This is a genomic window from Streptomyces sp. NPDC006463 (genome assembly GCF_042870715.1).
Classification (GTDB): domain Bacteria; phylum Actinomycetota; class Actinomycetes; order Streptomycetales; family Streptomycetaceae; genus Streptomyces.
The window spans coordinates 1-16441 of sequence record NZ_JBIAHP010000050.1 but is presented as its reverse complement, the minus strand read 5'-3'; the positions used below and the strand labels follow the sequence as shown (position 1 = coordinate 16441).

General features: G+C 68.3%; 16 protein-coding genes and 2 pseudogenes. 13 read left to right on the top strand and 5 right to left on the bottom strand.

Annotated features, from left to right (window positions below):
* The 4 genes and pseudogenes from ACFYOB_RS40525 to ACFYOB_RS40510 form a co-directional block, all read left to right on the top strand.
* A partial coding sequence (locus ACFYOB_RS40525) for a helix-turn-helix domain-containing protein (protein WP_388569805.1) occupies window positions 1-840 on the top strand: 840 nt, incomplete at its 5' end.
* A 233-nt stretch (window positions 841-1073) separates the two neighbouring features.
* Window positions 1074-1358 (top strand): hypothetical protein, encoded by a 285-nt coding sequence (locus tag ACFYOB_RS40520; RefSeq protein WP_388569802.1) that lies wholly within the window; start codon window positions 1074-1076, stop codon window positions 1356-1358.
* A 355-nt stretch (window positions 1359-1713) separates the two neighbouring features.
* On the top strand, window positions 1714-2196 hold the full coding sequence (locus ACFYOB_RS40515) for a hypothetical protein (RefSeq protein ID WP_388569799.1): 483 nt from the start codon (window positions 1714-1716) through the stop codon (window positions 2194-2196).
* A gap of 129 nt (window positions 2197-2325) precedes the next feature.
* Window positions 2326-2613, top strand: a pseudogene (locus ACFYOB_RS40510) (HNH endonuclease); the annotation flags it as partial.
* Between the two features lie 138 nt (window positions 2614-2751).
* Here ACFYOB_RS40510 and ACFYOB_RS40505 read toward each other — a convergent pair.
* Complete coding sequence (locus ACFYOB_RS40505; RefSeq protein ID WP_388569797.1) at window positions 2752-2952, bottom strand: hypothetical protein; 201 nt, start codon at window positions 2950-2952, stop codon at window positions 2752-2754.
* The gene (locus ACFYOB_RS40500; RefSeq protein WP_388569794.1) at window positions 2949-3749 is read right to left on the bottom strand and encodes a hypothetical protein; all 801 of its coding nucleotides are present in this window, start codon (window positions 3747-3749) and stop codon (window positions 2949-2951) included. Before ACFYOB_RS40500 ends, ACFYOB_RS40505 begins: the two co-directional genes overlap by 4 nt.
* A gap of 443 nt (window positions 3750-4192) precedes the next feature.
* Between ACFYOB_RS40500 and ACFYOB_RS40495 the strand changes: the two genes are divergently transcribed.
* The 5 genes from ACFYOB_RS40495 (at window position 4193) to ACFYOB_RS40475 (ending at window position 7550) form a co-directional block, all read left to right on the top strand.
* Complete coding sequence (locus ACFYOB_RS40495) at window positions 4193-4627, top strand: hypothetical protein (protein WP_388569792.1); 435 nt, start codon at window positions 4193-4195, stop codon at window positions 4625-4627.
* Between the two features lie 17 nt (window positions 4628-4644).
* On the top strand, window positions 4645-5118 hold the full coding sequence (locus ACFYOB_RS40490; protein ID WP_388569789.1) for a hypothetical protein: 474 nt from the start codon (window positions 4645-4647) through the stop codon (window positions 5116-5118).
* Window positions 5081-5575, top strand: coding sequence for a hypothetical protein (locus ACFYOB_RS40485; protein ID WP_388569786.1), 495 nt, complete (start codon window positions 5081-5083; stop codon window positions 5573-5575). Before ACFYOB_RS40490 ends, ACFYOB_RS40485 begins: the two co-directional genes overlap by 38 nt.
* Before the next feature lie 95 nt (window positions 5576-5670).
* Window positions 5671-5955, top strand: coding sequence for a hypothetical protein (locus tag ACFYOB_RS40480; protein ID WP_388569783.1), 285 nt, complete (start codon window positions 5671-5673; stop codon window positions 5953-5955).
* Between the two features lie 128 nt (window positions 5956-6083).
* Window positions 6084-7550, top strand: coding sequence for an NF041680 family putative transposase (locus ACFYOB_RS40475; RefSeq protein ID WP_388569781.1), 1467 nt, complete (start codon window positions 6084-6086; stop codon window positions 7548-7550).
* Between the two features lie 71 nt (window positions 7551-7621).
* Here the strand turns inward: ACFYOB_RS40475 and ACFYOB_RS40470 are convergent, their stop codons facing one another.
* Complete coding sequence (locus tag ACFYOB_RS40470) at window positions 7622-8140, bottom strand: hypothetical protein (protein ID WP_388569779.1); 519 nt, start codon at window positions 8138-8140, stop codon at window positions 7622-7624.
* 128 nt (window positions 8141-8268) lie between these two features.
* Here ACFYOB_RS40470 and ACFYOB_RS40465 point away from each other — a divergent pair.
* A pseudogene (locus ACFYOB_RS40465) lies at window positions 8269-8506 on the top strand (transposase); the annotation flags it as partial.
* A 400-nt stretch (window positions 8507-8906) separates the two neighbouring features.
* Window positions 8907-9869 carry a prolyl aminopeptidase gene (pip, locus tag ACFYOB_RS40460; RefSeq protein WP_388569777.1) on the top strand — a complete coding sequence of 321 codons (963 nt, stop codon included), beginning with the start codon at window positions 8907-8909 and terminating at the stop codon, window positions 9867-9869.
* Between the two features lie 180 nt (window positions 9870-10049).
* Here pip and ACFYOB_RS40455 read toward each other — a convergent pair whose 3' ends face one another.
* Entirely contained in the window at window positions 10050-10928 is an 879-nt protein-coding gene (locus ACFYOB_RS40455; protein ID WP_388569775.1) for an IS5 family transposase, read from the bottom strand.
* 2382 nt (window positions 10929-13310) lie between these two features.
* Here ACFYOB_RS40455 and ACFYOB_RS40450 point away from each other — a divergent pair.
* Both ACFYOB_RS40450 and ACFYOB_RS40445 read left to right on the top strand, forming a co-directional pair.
* On the top strand, window positions 13311-13733 hold the full coding sequence (locus ACFYOB_RS40450) for a hypothetical protein (protein ID WP_388569773.1): 423 nt from the start codon (window positions 13311-13313) through the stop codon (window positions 13731-13733).
* 75 nt (window positions 13734-13808) lie between these two features.
* Window positions 13809-14504, top strand: coding sequence for a helix-turn-helix domain-containing protein (locus ACFYOB_RS40445; RefSeq protein WP_388569770.1), 696 nt, complete (start codon window positions 13809-13811; stop codon window positions 14502-14504).
* A 1512-nt stretch (window positions 14505-16016) separates the two neighbouring features.
* Here ACFYOB_RS40445 and ACFYOB_RS40440 read toward each other — a convergent pair.
* Window positions 16017-16139: a hypothetical protein gene (locus tag ACFYOB_RS40440; protein WP_388569768.1), complete on the bottom strand. Its 123-nt coding sequence runs from the start codon at window positions 16137-16139 to the stop codon at window positions 16017-16019.
* Window positions 16140-16441: the final 302 nt, after the last annotated feature.

Sequence of the window (16441 nt, the reverse complement as noted above, 5' to 3'; positions counted from 1 at the left end):
TCTTCTCAATGGGCTCCCGTCCACGAGCAGCGTGAGCACCGCGAAAGCTGGTCACACCAGCCCTTTGACCTGCGACTTCAGGTTGGCGGAAGCTCCGTGGACCACACCGTGCCCGAACGCGGCGAACTGGCGGCAGCCCTGCGATGGTGCCGGGCCGAGGCTGGCCTGAGCTACGACGCGCTCGCGGAGAAGACCGGTCTGTCGGCAGCCACGCTCAAGCGCGCGGCGTCGGGCAAGACCGTCCCGGCCGAGGACACGGTACGGACCATCGCCAGCGCGTGTGGAGGTCATCCGGAAGCACTGCGTTGGCTCTGGCTGAGGGCCCGGATCGCCGACAGGGGCAGACTCGCGAAGCTGCGAAAGCCGGGGTTGCCGCAGTTCATCGACGGCCGGCGGGAGCTGAGCGCGGCACTGGAGTACTTCTATGAAGCGGCCGGCGCGCCGTCTCTGCGCCGCCTCGCAGAACTCGCGGGTGGTAAGCACATGCTGCCAGTCAGCTCCGCCAGCCGGATCGTCAACCGGGAGGCGCTGCCAGTTAGCCGTCAGCAGATGATCGCCTTCCTCACTGCCTGCGGCATGGCCGGGCGCGAACTGGACCTGTGGGCAGACGCCTTCGAGGAGATCACCCAGACCTTTGACACCGGGCGCCTGCACTCCAAGCTCGAAGGCTTCTTCGAACAGGTTGCCCAGAGCATGGAGTCGCCCGTACGACTTCACCTTTCCCGGCCCGGGCGAGAGGGGGGGGCGGTCGGTCGTGGAAACTCGCGCTTCGTCCCCCCTGGGTCATTGCCGCGTGATGCATGGGCAGCCCTGCATGTGGCGGAAATAGCGGTGGCCTGAGGGGCGTAGGCGGGAATGCAGTGGCGTTTCGGCGGTGAATCCGGCGCCCCGGGCGGGTGAACTGCCCGTCCGGGGCCTGTCGCAGCCGTGTTGGCGGCCGGTACAACCACCGCCGTGATGATCACGATGATGCGGGCCGCGACTGCGGCTGCCGCTGCCCTCGCCCTGTCCCTCCCCGCCGCCACCGCAACCGCGGACACCGCTGTGCGCCACTCCGTGCCGAGGTCCTGCCGATGGGGGCTGCGGTCTCCGCGCTCCCGCTCGCCATCGAGGACCGCACCGGCTACCAGCGGACCAGCTTCAAGCACTGGAACGCCGGCGAGATCCCGGCGGATGGCTGTAACGCGAGGGCGGAGGTTTTGCTGTCGGAGGCGGTGGAGTACCCGGAGATCGGTCCGGGCTGCGCGCTGACGGGTGGGGTGTGGTGGTCGTACTACGACGACACCACCGTCACCGAGGCCTCCAAGCTGGACATTGACCACATGGTTCCGCTCGCGGAAGCGTGGGACAGCAAGTAGGCGGAGTCGTCTCGGCTGCATCATTCCGCCTGGCTCGGTGAATCGCTTCTGACCTGGTCGGGGAGGTTTGGCTGCCGCTTGTCCAGGTGATGACGGGGCCTTCTGCCTTGGGAGCTCCCGGTTCAACGCCACGATGTTGCATCTGACGCAACCGTGGGAGCTGGTGTGGTTTCTGTCGATGCGCCGGGCGGGATCGGTCTGGTGGCGCCGGTCAACGTCCGGGCGCTGGAACCGACCCCCGCCCTCTGCGAGGCGTTGGTTGTAGGGACCCCGGAGGAAGCGCAAGTTTTGAGCATGTTCAAATAAGAGCGCGTGCGGCCGCGGGGCCGGACATCCAACCTCTGGGGAGAGGTCTGTGAACATGCGCGGATGGCGTGCGATCGTTCTCGCGATAACTGGTGTAGTTCTCACAGCGTCTTGCGGGTACGGCGCAGCCATCCATGCGGCGGTGATTCCGCAGGAGCAGCTGGTAGGGACGTGGACCAGCCCAGCAGGGACGTCCCTGACCTTCTCGAAGGAACACACCTTCACCGGAACGGGATTCGACAAGGTCAAAGCGATGGCTGACTGCGCCCATCCCGAGAATCTGTCCAATGGCCGCTGGGCCTTCTACGCCAGCCCCAAAGGCGGCGGCATCATGGTCCCCGACGAGACCGCCACACGTGGCAGTGACCTTCGGCTGTTCTTCACTGAGGATCCATCGTGCACGGTGTGGGTCTACCTCTACGGGGACTTCGGAGATACAGAGGATCCCAGCATGTGCCCTACAGAGGACCCGGACGCGGGATGTCCTCCTGGCGGTTACATGAAGCGGAGCGAGGCCGGCACACGCTCCTGACGCCCATCGAAACCGGGGCACTCGCCCTCCTGCCGGGCCACAACCGCATCAACGGGCAGGCCGGCCCGAAACCCTCAACCACCTGGACCAGACAGGAATACCGCACGTCTCGAATGACGCTCCCTGCCAGCTGGGGCCTCCGGCTGGACGGCGGCGCGTCGGGAGGCGTACGCGAACGACCTCGGTCAGGACGCTTCGCTGGTGGCGGTGTCGGCGTGGTCGAACAGGTCGAAGGCTGATCAGGATCCGGCCCAGTGGCTGCCGCCGTCGTCGGAGGCGCTGTGCCGGTACGGCGCGGAGTGGACGGCGACGAAGCTGCGCTGGGGCCTGGCGGTGGATGAGGCGGAGCGGGAGCGGCTGTGGGACATCGCGGCGGGCTGTGGCGGCACGGAGGTGGAGTTCACTCCCGCTCCGTGACCGCGGCCGGCGACGCGGCGAAGGGGCCGCCACCCACAACGGGGTGGCGGCCCCTTCGCCGTGCGCCCCTCGGCCGGTATGTCCGGTCGTTGAGCTTGTCGCGCGCCTGGAGATGAAGCGGCGGCAGCTGCGACATCGCTACTTGGGCAGAACCAGGGTCAGCAGTGTGATGTACGTGGTAAGGGCGAAGGCGAAGGTGCCGCTGGCCCAGCCGATGGAGCCGGTGACCGGGGTTCGCAGAGCGCGGGCGATCCCGAACACGACGATGCCGAGCACGGCGGCGGCGAGGAGGCCGAGGGTCACGGCCATGAGGAACATGGGCAGCTGCTGCGGGCTCACGCGGCCGTCTCCTTTCCGCGGCGCGCCGGCTTCGGGGCCAGCCAGGCGCGGGGAACCTCGATCTCGCCGTTCCGCGCGGCCGCGCGCATGGCCTTGCGCAGGCGGTAGCGAGCGTTACGGACCGCACCGAGCGAGGAGTTGAGCCGCTCGACGATCTGGCTGTCGGTGTCGCCCATCGCGGTGAGGACGGCGATGGTCTGCTCGGTCTTGGAGCGCGTCTTGAGCACCCGCATGATGTCGCTGCTGTGCACGATGGCGTCGGGCTCGGGCATGGTGTTGACGAGGACGCGGTAGAGCATCTCCTCGTCCAGCGCGATGATGTCGTAGACCAGGCGGTTCCACTCGCGCCGCCGCTCGCGGTAGACGTCGGCGAACTTCCAGATGCACTGCCTGATGAAGTAGGAGGTCAGGGACAGGGCGTCCTTGTGCTCGGGGTCCCAGCCGCCGCCGCGCAGGCCGTTCTCGCGGAAGGGCTTCAGCGCCCCCATCAGGACGTCCAGGCAGATCTCTTCGCGCACGGCGCTGTTGCCGTGCAGGATCGCCTGGTGCTCGGCCTCGACATAGAACTCGCGGCCCATGGCGGCGAACTGGCTGGTGCAGGCCGAGGCGAGCTTGCCGCTCCGCGCCATGCCGAGCAGCTGCGGCCAGGTATGGGCCATCAGCTTGCGCTGGAAGTCCCCGTACAGGTGCCCGCTGAAGTTGACCTCCCTCAGCTGTTCGACCAGCGCGGCGTCCCGGCTGATCGCGTGCTCGCGGTCGCGGTTCGGGGCGTTGTGGAAGCTCTTGGTACTGATCATGAAAAACCTCCCCCGTTTCCTTCTTACCCATTAAGAAGGTTTTCGGACTAGAAGGACACCGTGTTATATCCCTGAACAGCTCTATGCAGTGAACGCGGAAAACATCACGCGCCATCAATGACTTTTTTGCGATTCGCGTTGATCACAAAATTCTTCGCGGCCTCGCGCGGTGGATTGGTTCCGCGCGCCGTAGCTGTGCAAGCGGTTCCGCCGGGAGCCGGGGCGTCGCCTGCGGGCGGCGCCCCCCGGGTGGCCGGGCGGGGGTGCCGCGGTTCACCCGTCCAGGTGATGTGAGGGCCTCGCGTACGCGTACGCGGCTTGTGCGGTGCACCGCCAACTCGGCCTGAAACCAGGGCTATTGACACTATTCTGGATGGTTTGGCATGTTTCCGGCGCGGCCCGGTTGGCGGGCCGCCCGTTGTGCGATTGGGGTGTGGTTCGTGATGGCTGTGCGGCGTGAGAGCTATGACGAGTACGGGGCTGCGGGCCGGTTGCGGGTGCCGGTGGCGGCCTGGCGGTGGGCGGCCGGGACGGGCCTGGTCCCGCCGGCGGACGCCGGGTCGGGGTTGTGGTCGCGGGTGGTGGTGGAGGCCGCCGACGCGGAGGCGGTCCGTGCGGCGCTGCGGGGCCTGGTGGGCGCGGGGTGGGCGGCGGACCGGCTGACGGAGGCGTTGGGCGTCCCGCTGCCGCGCTGCCGGCCGCGGGTGACCGCGTCGGCGGTGGGCCGTCTCGTGAAGGCGGGACTGCTGGTCTACCTGGGCGGGGATGTGGAGTTCCCCGACGTCCACCCCGATCAGGTCGCGGCCCTCGGCCGGCGCCGGGACCTGCCCGTGCTGCTGGACCGGTATGTGCCGTTGGGCCCTGACCAGGCGGCGTGAGGCGGGTCGATTTCGACGTGTTGGTGAAGCTCGGGTTCATCGCGCCGGCCGGGTCGGTGGACATCGAGTACAAGCACCACGGCGGCGTCACGACCGTGCCCCTCTACAACGCGGAGGAGGTGGCTCTGTTGCCGGTGGTGTGGCCGGGGGTGGACTGGCGGGCGGCGCGCACGGTGGCGGGCGGGCGCCGGTCCCCGCTCGCTGGCCTTGCCCCGGTCGTCCCGGGCGAATACCGGCTGCTGTTGGCGGGGGTGGCGCAGATCGCCCGGGTGGGGCGGGCCGCGGTGGTGCAGTGGCGCCGCCGCCACGACGACTTCCCCGCCCCTGTCGGTGGCACCGACGTCCACCCGCAGTTCGACCGAGCCGCTGTGCTGGCGTGGCTCCTGGCCCACGACAAGATCGAGGTTCCCACCCGGACGCCGACGGCATCACTCCTGATGGCGTGCCACGGCGGTGGTACGAGGACGTTCCGGCTCGACGACCCGTTCTGAGGGGGAGGACCGGTCGTCGGGCTGGTCCACCGACGAGGACGCCGACGCCCTCGCCACGCTGGCGGCCGGGGAGTCCGGCGCGACGCTGCGCCGACTGACGGTGCCGGGTGCGGAGGCGGTGGCGGTGCCGGGCGAGGCGCGGCTAGTCGGCCGGTTCCGGGCGGGGCGCGGGGGTCTGCGGGTCACTCTGGCGTGGCCGGCCCGGCTGCGGGGCGCGGCCTCGCCGAGGTCGGTGGGCGGGGTGTTGCGTCACGCGGTGGCGCACACGGCCCCGGGCGAGGCCTGCGTCTGCCGGCGCCAGGAGTGCGGCGGGGTCGTTCCGGTGGGGTGGTGTGAGGAACACGGCGACGCGGTGGCTCCGGTGATGGAGTGGCACCCCGGCGGGGGACTGCGCTGCGCGGAGCTGGCGGGAGGGCTGCGCCGGGCGGAGGCGGAGGAACAGCGCGCGGGCCGGTGAGAGTATGGGCGGCCGGTAGCCGCGCGGTTCACCCGTCCGGAGACCCACACAGGCTCCCACCCCCGGCCGCCGGCCCGGGGTGGAAGGCTGGGCGGGTGGATGCGGCGTGGTGGAACCGGTGGGTGTTCGGGTCGGAGCCGGACGAGCCGGAGCGCGGGCCGCGGCCGGGCCACGACTATGTGGAACTGGTGGGCGGCCCCCTGGACGGGATGCTGCTCGACGTCACCGGCTGGCCGCCACAGGAGGTGGTGGACGGGGCGCTGCTGATGTCGGAGCACGGGTGGTTCGGCCCCGGAGGCCGCTCCGAGTACGCGCCGGCCGAACCGGTCTCCGGCTCCGGCGACGTCGGCCGGTTCGTGTGGCGCGGCGACGTTCCCTAAGCTTGCCGTTTAAGGTTCGGAGCCGAACGAGGCTCGAACTTGTTCGGCGTTTCCGCTGTTCACCAGACGTGTGAGAGGCCGGGGTCCGATGCTGTGACCAGGTTCGCTGCGGCACGGAGGCTGGGATCGTGGGACTGGTCGAGCACAGTGTTCAACGAGACGCGCTGGGGGTCGTGTCGGGGTTCCGGTCGGAGCTGTACGCGTGCCTGGTCTCACGGAGCGATGCGTTGTTCGAGCTGTGCGATGCACTGCTGTGCACCGACGGACCTGTCCGTACCCTCGTGGACCTGGCACTCGCGCCGGAACACCGCCGTGGTCACGGGGCCTTGTACTCCGGGTTGAACCGGGGCCGGATCGACGTTGCCCGGCTGCGGAGGGCCTTGGCGGGTGTGCCGTTGCCCCGGACGGGAAGCGGCCGCCTGGTGTTGGCCGTGGACGTCTCGCCGTGGCTGCGGCCGGACGCCGATACCTGCTCGGACCGCTCGTTCTGCCATACCTTCGGCCGGGGCGAGGGCAAGCACCAGATGGTGCCCGGCTGGCCGTACTCGATCGTCGCCGCGCTGGAGACGGGCCGGACCTCGTGGACCGCCCTGCTGGACGCGATCAGGCTTGAGCCCGGCGCCGACCTTGCCGCGGTTACCGCCGGACAGATTCGCGACGTCGTCGACCGCCTCGTGGACGTCGGCCAGTGGCGGGAGGGCGACCCGAGTGTCTTGGTCGTCCTCGACGCCGGCTACGACGCACCCCGCATCGCCTACCTCCTCGCCGATCTCCCCGTCGAGGTGCTGGGCCGGCTCCGTTCGGACCGGGTGATGCGCAAAGCCGTCCCGGTGCCGTGGATCTGCCCGCCGCAAGGCGGACGCCCGCCCAAGCACGGCGGTGAGTTCGTCTTCGGCCGGCCTGAGACCTGGGGTGAGGCCACCGCGGTCACTGTCACCAACACCGACCGCTACGGGACCGCAACCGCACAGGCCTGGGATCGGCTCCATCCCAGACTGACCCGCCGGGCGGCATGGTGCGACCACGAGGGACCGTTGCCCATCATCGAAGGCATCGTGATTCGGTTGACGGTCGAGAAGCTGCCCAGCGGCGGGGTGAACAAGCCCGTCTGGCTGTGGTGGTCGGGCACCAACGCCGCCACGGAGGACGTTGACCGGTGCTGGCATTCGTTCCTGCGGAGGTTCGACGTGGAGCACACGTTTCGGCTGCTCAAGCAGACTCTCGGCTGGACCCGGCCCAAGCTGCGGGACTCGGAAGCGGCCGACCGCTGGACCTGGCTCGTCCTGGCTGCACACGCCCAGCTCCGCCTCGCCCGCCCGCTCGCGTGCGATCTCCGCCGGCCGTGGGAGCGGCCGGCGGAACCGAACAGACTCACCCCAGCCCGGGTCCGCCGGGGGTTCAGGAACCTGCGGGCGAAGACCGGCACGCCAGCGGGTGCACCGAAACCCACCCGACCCGGCCCCGGCCGACCGCTCGGCTCGAAGAACCGACAGCCTGCCACCCGCTACGACATCGGACGTGTCCTCGCCACCGGCGAGTCTTACACCCGACCCGCACACCACAAGGTCGGCACCAAACCCCGCAGAACAGGCTGACAAGCGGCATTGAGGATCAGCACACTGAGCGCATGCTACCGCCATGAACGCCCGCCCCGCCGGGCCTTGGATCATGGGGTCACGTTTACACAGCTGGTTCGCGCGAACAGCGTGAGGGTCGGGGCGGTCGGTTCGGCTTCGTTAATTACCTCCACGATCCATCCCTGGCCGTCCTCGGTCGCGGTGTTGCGTACGAGCTTGTACTCGGCAATGCTCGAGACCTGGAACCCGCCGCCGACGACCCTCTTTCCGGTCGGGCACGTGAGCTGCACGAAGCAGAATTGAAAGCGCTCGCACTGATCAGAGCCGTTTAGCACCTCGTATCCGGTCACGGGGCCGCCAGCGTTCGGAGTCGTGCTCGTGGTCGAGCTCGACGCGCCCTGGTTGCACTGGGTCGTCTGGGGCGCGGTGAACTGGTTGCCCACACCGGACTGGACGGGAGTACACAGCTGCTGTGTGAGGATCCCGCCTCCGAGGAGCCCGTCGCCCAGGAGCCCGTCAGCCTGGGCGTTGTTGGCTTGTGTCACGTTGATGACGAGCGCGCTCGCCGCCATTGCCAGCGCTGCGATCAACCGTCCTGCACGGTGCACGAAGACTCCTTGGTTCTGCTCGCGGAGGGCCATGACAAGCAGGGCCGAACCTAGCCTCCTGCGGCCATGACCCCGTATGCGACCCTCCGCCCTGTCACCCACTGGGCGGGTGATCGCCGATCGGTTCACTCAGATGGGCGCTGACCAGTGTCCCGTTTCCCCGAGCCGGCGATGGTCGGCTGGTGCTGGCGGTCGACGTCTCCCCGTGGCTGCGGCCGGACGCGGACTCTTCCTCAGACCGCTCCTTCTGCCATACCTTCGGCCGGGGCGAGGGCAAGCACCAGATGGTGCCCGGCTGGCCATACTCGATCGTCGCCGCGCTGGAGACCGGCCGGACTTCGTGGACCGCGCTGCTGGATGGGAACTCTCTGGAGTGGGCCAGCGACCTGTTCACTCCCCTGACAGAGTTCTTCCGGAGCGCCGCATCCAGCAGTCACGCGGTGCTCATCTGGCTCGACTGATCCACCTGGACCGGCCCAGACGTTAAACGGCAAGCTAAGTACCTGTTCCTGAGCCGTTCATGACAGGGGCGTTCCTGTGGATGTTGGGGATATGGATTGCCGGGGCTGCGGCCCGTTCCTCTGACGGACGACACCAGAACGTCAGTGGCTAACGGCACGAGCTGTCAGTGGTCAGCCACATGAGGCGTGTCAGTAGGCGCTGGCCGAGAGCCCAGCCCCGCCGATCGTGCAGGTGCCGGAGTCACCTCGGCCGTGTTGTCTACTACAAGGCCTTGTCCACATTTAGCTGCCAGGAGATCCGAAAAATGAGCGAGCTGTACCCACCGGTCGAGCCGTACGAGAAGGGGATGCTCGACGTCGGCGACGGCAACCTCGTGTACTGGGAGGTCTGCGGCAACCCGGACGGCAAGCCCGCACTCGTCGTCCACGGCGGTCCAGGATCAGGATGCGGGACCGGGGCGCGCCAGTACTTCGACCCGGACCGCTACCGGGTCGTCCTGTTCGACCAGCGCGGCTGTGGCCGCAGCACCCCCAACGCGAGCGAACCCACGACCGACATGCGGCACAACACCACCCAGCACCTGATCGCCGACATGGAGCGGCTGCGGGAGCACCTGGGTATCGACCGCTGGCTGCTGTACGGCGGCTCGTGGGGCTCCACCCTGATCCTGGCCTACGCCGAGACGTACCCGGAGCGGGTGTCGCAGATCGTCATCCCCGCCGTCACCACCACCCGGCGCTCCGAGATCGACTGGCTCTACCGCGGGGCGGGCCGGTTTTTCCCCGAGCAGTGGGAACGCTTCCTAGCGGGAGCTGGCGGCACACCGCGTGACGGTGACATCGTCGCGGCCTACGCACGCCTGATGGAACATCCCGACCCCGCAGTACGAGAGAAGGCCACAGCCGACTGGTGCGCCTGGGAGGACGCAGTCCTGTCCGGGGAAACGAACGGCACCTCCAACCCCTACGGCGACCGCCCGCCGACCGCGCAACTGGCCCTGGTCCGCATCTGCTCCCACTATTTCTCCCACGGCGCCTGGCTGGAAGAAGGCACACTCCTGCGCGACGCACACCGGCTGGCCGGCATCCCGGGTGTGCTGGTCCACGGCAGACTCGACCTGGCCGGCCCGCTCGACACCGCATGGGAACTCGCCCGCGCCTGGCCCGATGCCGAGCTGACCATCGTCGGCAACGCAGGCCATCTGGGCAGCGACACAACCCGCGCCCATGTACTCAAGGCACTCGACCGATTCGCTCGCCAGGAATGAGACCAGACCGCGCAGCGAGTCACTGACACCTCACGTGTCGCCGACCGCTGACACTTCCGTGTCGCCCGACATCTTCATCCGTTTCGGTGGTGTGCGGATGAGATGCTGACGGGCCGTGCAGCTCCGTGCGAGGGTGCGTGAGTCGGAAGGCGCGGTTGGCGTTCGCGGCGGTGACCGTGGTCAGTCCCGCTGGGCCTCGCGTGAGGCGGGCTGGCCGGTCCGGCGGGATGTGCGGCGGGTGATTCGCCTGGTCATCAGTGTGATCGCGGCCCAGGTGATGAGTGACTCGGAGTGCTGGATGAGCCGTTCGTAGTCGCGGGCGTGTCGTCGGGCGTGCATGACCCAGGCGATCGACCTCTCGACGACCCAGCGGCGGGGCAGGACGACGAACCCCTTCGCGTCCTTGGGCCGGCTCACCGTTTTGACCGTGAGGTTCAGGTACTTCTTCGCCCAGGTCACGAGCTGTCCGGCGTAGGCGGAGTCGGCCCAGACGATCGTGATCTCGGGGTGCATCAGCCGCAGCCGGAACAGCACTTCCTTGGCCGCGTCGCGGTCGGTGATGTCGGCCGGGGTGACCATCACGAACAGCGGCAGGCCCTTGGTGTCCACGACCAGGTGGCGCTTGCGGCCGTTGATTTTCTTCGCCGCGTCGTAGCCGCGCGAGTCCTTGCCCACGGTCTCGGCGGCCTTCACGGACTGCGAGTCGATGATGGTGGCGACGGCCCCGGGCGATCGGCCCATGTCCCGGCGGACGCGCTTGCGGAGCTGGTCACGGATCTGCCCGATCACCCCGGCTGCCGCCCAGCGGGCCATGAAGTTGTAAGCCGTCCGCCAGGGCGGGAAGTCCTTCGGCAGGGCCCGCCACTTGCAGCCGGTGTCGACGACGTACCGAATTGCGTCCACGATCTCGCGCCGCGGGTGCTTCTCCGGCCGTCCGCCTTGCACGGTCTCGCAGGCCGGGACCGGCAGGAGCGGTTCGATGAGGGCCCACTCATCGTCGTAGGTGTCCGAGGGGTAGCAGCGGCGCCTGGGCTTCGACCCGCTGCTGCTCCTAGCCATGAGCATCGTCGTTGTCAGCTTGGTCCTCCTCGCGATCGGCTACCCGCCGATGGGGTGATCTGCCCCAGGTCCGGGCTGTCGTCGACCGCCTGGCTGCAGGACGTGGTGTCACGGGCCGTGGCACCTGCGGCGTCGAACCACCTCGTTACTGCCACGGAGCGTGGTAGTACGACGGGGTCGGAATGCCGAGAGTGCCACGGAGCATGTCTGGTTGCCGCGGCAGTCAGCCAGCATGCTGAAGGGCATGAGATCTATGCCACGCCCTCCGGGCCGGGCAGCGTCCCGGCGCCATGCCCTCCTGCCCGCCGTAAGTACGCGGCGACGCCGTCAAGAAGGCCACGGCGGCGTGGGCGTGGCCAGGTACTCGGAGTCGTCTTTCCCGTGGTGCAGCTGATGGTTCCAGGCCTGGTGGAGCGGCACTTTTCGGATCTGGCCGAACGGCGTGCAAAAACAGATTCGGTGCACGTACAGGTGGGGGCCGGCCGTGCACCTGGAGTCCATTCGGCTGGCTGCCGTTGGAACGGCGTGGATTGGGGCGGTGTTCAGGGCGGAAGGGTCTGGAGCCGGGCCCGCATGAGGCTGGCCGGCGGTCTTGTCCCTGCTTGGCGGTCTGGGCGTCGAGGGCTCGCCTGTCTCCGGGGCGGGGCGGTCGGGCCGCCGCTGGTGGGTGCGAACAGGGGTTCAGGGCCGGACCGAGGGGAGGTGACAGGGAAGCGCAGTGTGGATGGTCAGCAGGTGCTTTGGGCGCCGGCTCTGGCGGCTGCAGGCCCTGTGCGGCAGGCGGCTATGACCGGCGGGGTCTTGCACGGCTGGCGGTGCCTGGTGCACGGTGACGGTCTTCGAGGGGTCCTGCCCGGGACCTGCTGGGGTGCCTGTCCGATGCCGCCCTTGAGGGGCGTCCAGCCGCCGCGGAACGACGTGCACGTATAGGTGGCGACCCCGACGCTTCCGTCCCGAGCGCTTGGCATCGGGTTGCTCGCGCCTGCTGCAGGCCCTGGTCTGCGAGTCCGCAGGCCCGCTTGAGGCCCGGTACCGGGGCTCGCCGGCGCGTCTGGGGCCGGGCATGCCGCGGCAGGGCCCAACCGGGCGTGTGGCGGGGCTGGGTGCAGGCCTGATGACACCGGCCTGCGGGCGCAGTGGTGCTCTGGCTGCGGCGGCCATCTGATGGCCGCATCCCGGGGAATGGCCGTACAAGTGCCGTCCGGACGGTGGATTACCGTCTTGCGCATGGCCCTGTCAGAGGCGCGGGAGAGTCTTCAGCAGGATGGGCGTCCGGCGGCTACGGCCGGGGAGGGCGCTGGCGCGGCCCGCTGCCGGGGTGTAGCTGGGCGGCCCACTTGCGGCGTTGCCTGCCGGGTCCTGCCCAGCTGGAAGCCGGTGACGGCCGTCGCGTGGCATGGGACCTGGAGAGCACGGACACGCAAGCGCGAGGCTGCGCGGCGAAGGTGGCACAGGCCAGGGAGACGAGCGTGAACAGAAGCACCGGTGGCTCCAGCTGCGTCATCGCAATCCCTTTCGTTGTGCCGTCCGCGGCCTCGGCGTCTGTGCCGGCCGGATCACTGCTGGTTGAGCGGTCGTTCGTTCACGTCGGGGCGGCACGCAACATCGCTGCGCACCGCGACCGTGGCCAGGGCATTTGGCCAGGTTGGGCGGCGCCTGTCCGGGTCAAGTAAGGCGCCTGAAAGGACGGACGTCTGGGTGCCCCCGTCGGTCCGAGGCCACCACCTTCCCCGATAGAACTGTCATCCAGCAAGCGCACGCGTCTCATCCGTCGAGTGCCGAACATCCTGCAAAAAAGCGGTCGATAAAACCCTGCCACCTGCAATTTTCGAGTTCTTCCCGGTCGGTTTTTGCTTGGAAAAACCGGCGTGCCGGACACGCGTGAGTCGCAACTGAATTTGCCGGATGTTCCGCCTTCCCTGCGCGGCTTACAGAGAAGGTGGCAGGCTGCAGGAGAAAAGGCGAGAGACTCTCAAGTTAAGTGCGCCCTCTTTTACGTGAGCCTTATCCTTCGCCTTTCGATTGAGTCGAACGCTACTTTACCGAGGGTGAATGTTCGGCACCACACTCGGGAGCCGAGGGTCCGTATAGGGGCTTCTACCTAGTCATACGGGGCAAAGCATCCACCTCGTGACCCTGCGGCCCACCTTTTGAACGAATGTCAAGAAAAAAGGAAAGCGTTGGCCATTGCTATCCCGAGCCGCAGCCTTTTCTAGATCAACTTCCCCTTTATTGCGTACCCGGTGGATCAGGAACTTGTCGACCTGTATGCGCTCGTGCGATTCTCGGTTTGTGAGGAGAGGGCATCTCCGAACACGCAAGGAAAACGGGCGGTAAGCGTCCGGGTCGATAGCAAGTAAGAGCGCCTGAAAGGAGCTCCAGTTGAAGATCAACTGGAACGGAAACCTCCCGGTTTCCGCAGCCGGCGCCGGGTGCGTCATCGACGCGCCCGGCCGCGGGGGCTTCGGCTTCCGCCGCCTGCGCAAGGCGGGCAAGGGCATCGTCATCAAGGTCGGCGTCACCCTGGGCGCCGTCGGCCTCGCCGGCGTCGCCACGCTCGGCCTGGTCGAGCTGGGATACGAGGCGCGTACGGCGGCCGCCGTCACGGTGGCCGCCGGGAAGGTCGGCGCCGCCACGGCCACAGCGCTGTTCGTGGCCGATCGCCGCAAGAAGCGGAAGGCGAAGGCCGTCGAGTCCGCCTCGGCCGAGGCGACCGTGGCCGAGCCAGCCTCGGCCGAGCCCGAGCGCCACGTCCCCCTGTCCATCACGGCTCCGGCCGACGAGCAGCCCGGCCGGGCGAACTGAGAGGTGTCTGCAAGGGGAGGCGCACCACGGTGCGCCTCCCCTTCAGGCACTCCCGGTTCGAAGGGGAGGACGACCATGGGGCGAGGACGACCCCGTCGCAAGATCAGCACCGAGGCCGGCAAGACCGCTCGACTCGCCCGGCAGCTCGACGAGCTCCGGCCCGAGAATTACACCCTCGACGACCTGGAGAAGCGCACCGGCCTCTCCAAGGCGACTCTCTCCCGCGCCACGAAGGCCACAGCCTGCCCGTCGTGGGACACGATGGTCGCGTACTTGACCGCCTTCGGGGAGGACCCCAACGAGTGGCGCCCGCAATGGGAGATGTGCGCCACTGAGCGCCAGCGCCGCAAGGCCGGCGTCCCCGCCGAGGCCGCCCAGCGCGCCGCCTACCAGCGCATGAAGCCCACCTCCGTCCTCAGCCTGGACGACTGCGCGGTCGGTCTGCGTGAACTGCGCATGTGGAAGGACAACCCGACCTACGCCGCGATGTCTCACCTCGCCGGCAAGCGGGGCCAGCCCGTCGCGACCACCACAATCTCCGACGTCCTGACCGCCAAGGTCATGCCGACCGTCAGCGCGATGAAGGGCATCCTCGCCGGTCTCGGCATGAGCCCCGAGGACCCCGAGTACGACGAGTGGCTGCAGGCACGCCGAGTCTTGGAGGCCATCGAGATGCGCCAGAAGCTGGCCGGACAGGCGCTCCAGCGCGCCACCAACCGGCGCGTCCGCCGGACCCGCCCGATGATCTCCTTCGTACGACGAGAGGACTGACACCACCCGTAGGCACTTTGAGGGCCCCCGCCGTCTCGAACGGCGGGGGCCCTCGCCGTCTCCGGGGACCCTGCGGCCGTTGACCACCCCGCGGACCAGGGCCTCGTCCCCGAACCGGACAACGCCCTCGACTACGCCCTGGTCGAGACGAGCGTCATCATGGAGAGCAGCGGAGTCGAGGCCGCAGACGGTGACCATTGGGACCGCGCGGACCGCCTCCGCCTGCGACGTCAGCGTACGCATCAGCTTCCCCACGTCACCGCCGACGAAGCCTTCCATCAACTCGTCTGCCGCCCGCTGGAGACACAGCAGCGGCCGCACCTTCGCCGAACTCGTCCTCGACGGCACCGACCGCGGCCGCTCGCCAGCCCGGGCGCATCGCCTTCTTCTGCGCTTCGCCTTCACCTCCCGCGACGACACCCCCATCACTGCCCCATCGGCAGCCTCCCGGACACCGTGGTCATCGACCTCATCGACGATGTCCCGACGCTCGCATGACCGACATGGCCCGCGTACCGGAGAGCGAGGCCGGGTTGTGGTCATCCCTGAAGGCCGAGCTGTTGGACAACACGGCCTGGGAGCTGGGCCCGGCCTTCAGGCCGGGCCGATCGTTCCCGGGCTGGCGGTTGTCGCCGGTCAGTGAATCTGAGCAGTCGTCACGTTTGTGACCTGGGGTTGTGCAGGTTGGCTGAGTGGGTTGGCGGCTGTGCTGGCTCACTGAATCTGCGCAGAGTACGGCGCACGCCAGTCGTCTGACCTGCGGAGTTCCCAGCTTCGGGTCCGATTGCGCAGGTTGGTTGGACGGTGCGCAGTTTCACTGATCGCCGACAACACGTGTCGCGGTCAGTGGATCTGGTACGAGGCGATCTTTCCAGAGTCTAGCCCTGATTTAGATTGAAGCATTCTGCTTGGAATGCTACTTCTGCTGGGTCTGCTCAGCGCTTCGGCGCGGAGCGCGGGGAGTACCGGAGCCTGCGGAGCAGGCTCGCTCTGGTGGAGCGCAGCGCCCAGGTAGCCGCTTCGAAGGGGGCGGTCTCGACCAGGCTGATGGAGCTTGGCCCCCTCACTGCTGCCAGCTGGCCAGCGGAGCGTATGCACTCGACGCGCCAGGTGCGCCCCCTGAGTGGTCTGTGCGGGGTTGTGTTTAGGGTCTTGGGGTGATCCAGCCTCTTACGGGGCCTCCTACGTGGAGGCATCCTCTTGCCGCGTTCGTAATGATCTTTGTGATATCTGCCTGTTGGTATGGGCTGCAGCCGGTCCCTCAGGGGTGCGTTTTGTTGCATGGAGGGGGGACGAGTTGGAAGGAGGCGTATCGGCAGGCCCTGGAGTCGGGTGTGTGTGAGGAGCCGGCGCGTTGGAGGACTTGGATCGAGTGACCCGATTCGAAGCCGCGTAGAACCTTTGGCGAGACGGGCTCGCCCGTCTCGACTCAGGCCTGCAGCTCTGTCTCTTCCCTCGCTCCTGGAACATTTCGCTGACGGGGTTCGTCAAGCCGGTGAAGTGCGCAGCCACTCAGCACTCCAGCGCCGTACCCGGCCGGTAGCAGCGGTGCTCGGGGTATCTCACCTCCGGGTCCTCGACGTGCGCGGTGAAAGCGACCCACGCCGCCACCAGGCAGGCGAACAGTAGAACCATCACGCACCCACTGCCCTTTTCCTCCACGGCTCCCCCTTGTTCTGATTCTGACAAGAATCTACGGAATCCCCGCCAAGGGAACCCCTGTTCGTCCCGGCGGCGGCAAACGAGCGGCAGCTGACTGGGCAACAGGGGCCGAGGTATCGGCCCCAGCACGCTCCGGGCCCGCTCACACGACTTGCTACGAGACACATGTGCCCCTGAAATGCTAAGGGTTGTCCCGTAAAACGATCTACGTCTCGGGGTAGTCGGGGTGATCCCCGTAAGGTGACGCGAGGTCGAGCAGGTCGTCGCATGGCCAG

Bases quoted from the DNA above. Each gene is read 5' to 3' on its own strand.
- ACFYOB_RS40520 (WP_388569802.1), top strand. From the start codon at position 1,074: ATGGGGGCTGCGGTCTCCGCGCTCCCGCTCGCCATCGAGGACCGCACC.
- ACFYOB_RS40500 (WP_388569794.1), bottom strand. From the start codon at position 3,749: ATGATCAGTACCAAGAGCTTCCACAACGCCCCGAACCGCGACCGCGAG.
- ACFYOB_RS40495 (WP_388569792.1), top strand. From the start codon at position 4,193: ATGGCTGTGCGGCGTGAGAGCTATGACGAGTACGGGGCTGCGGGCCGG.
- pip (WP_388569777.1), top strand. From the start codon at position 8,907: ATGAGCGAGCTGTACCCACCGGTCGAGCCGTACGAGAAGGGGATGCTC.
- ACFYOB_RS40455 (WP_388569775.1), bottom strand. From the start codon at position 10,928: ATGGCTAGGAGCAGCAGCGGGTCGAAGCCCAGGCGCCGCTGCTACCCC.
- ACFYOB_RS40445 (WP_388569770.1), top strand. From the start codon at position 13,809: ATGGGGCGAGGACGACCCCGTCGCAAGATCAGCACCGAGGCCGGCAAG.
- ACFYOB_RS40440 (WP_388569768.1), bottom strand. From the start codon at position 16,139: ATGGTTCTACTGTTCGCCTGCCTGGTGGCGGCGTGGGTCGCTTTCACC.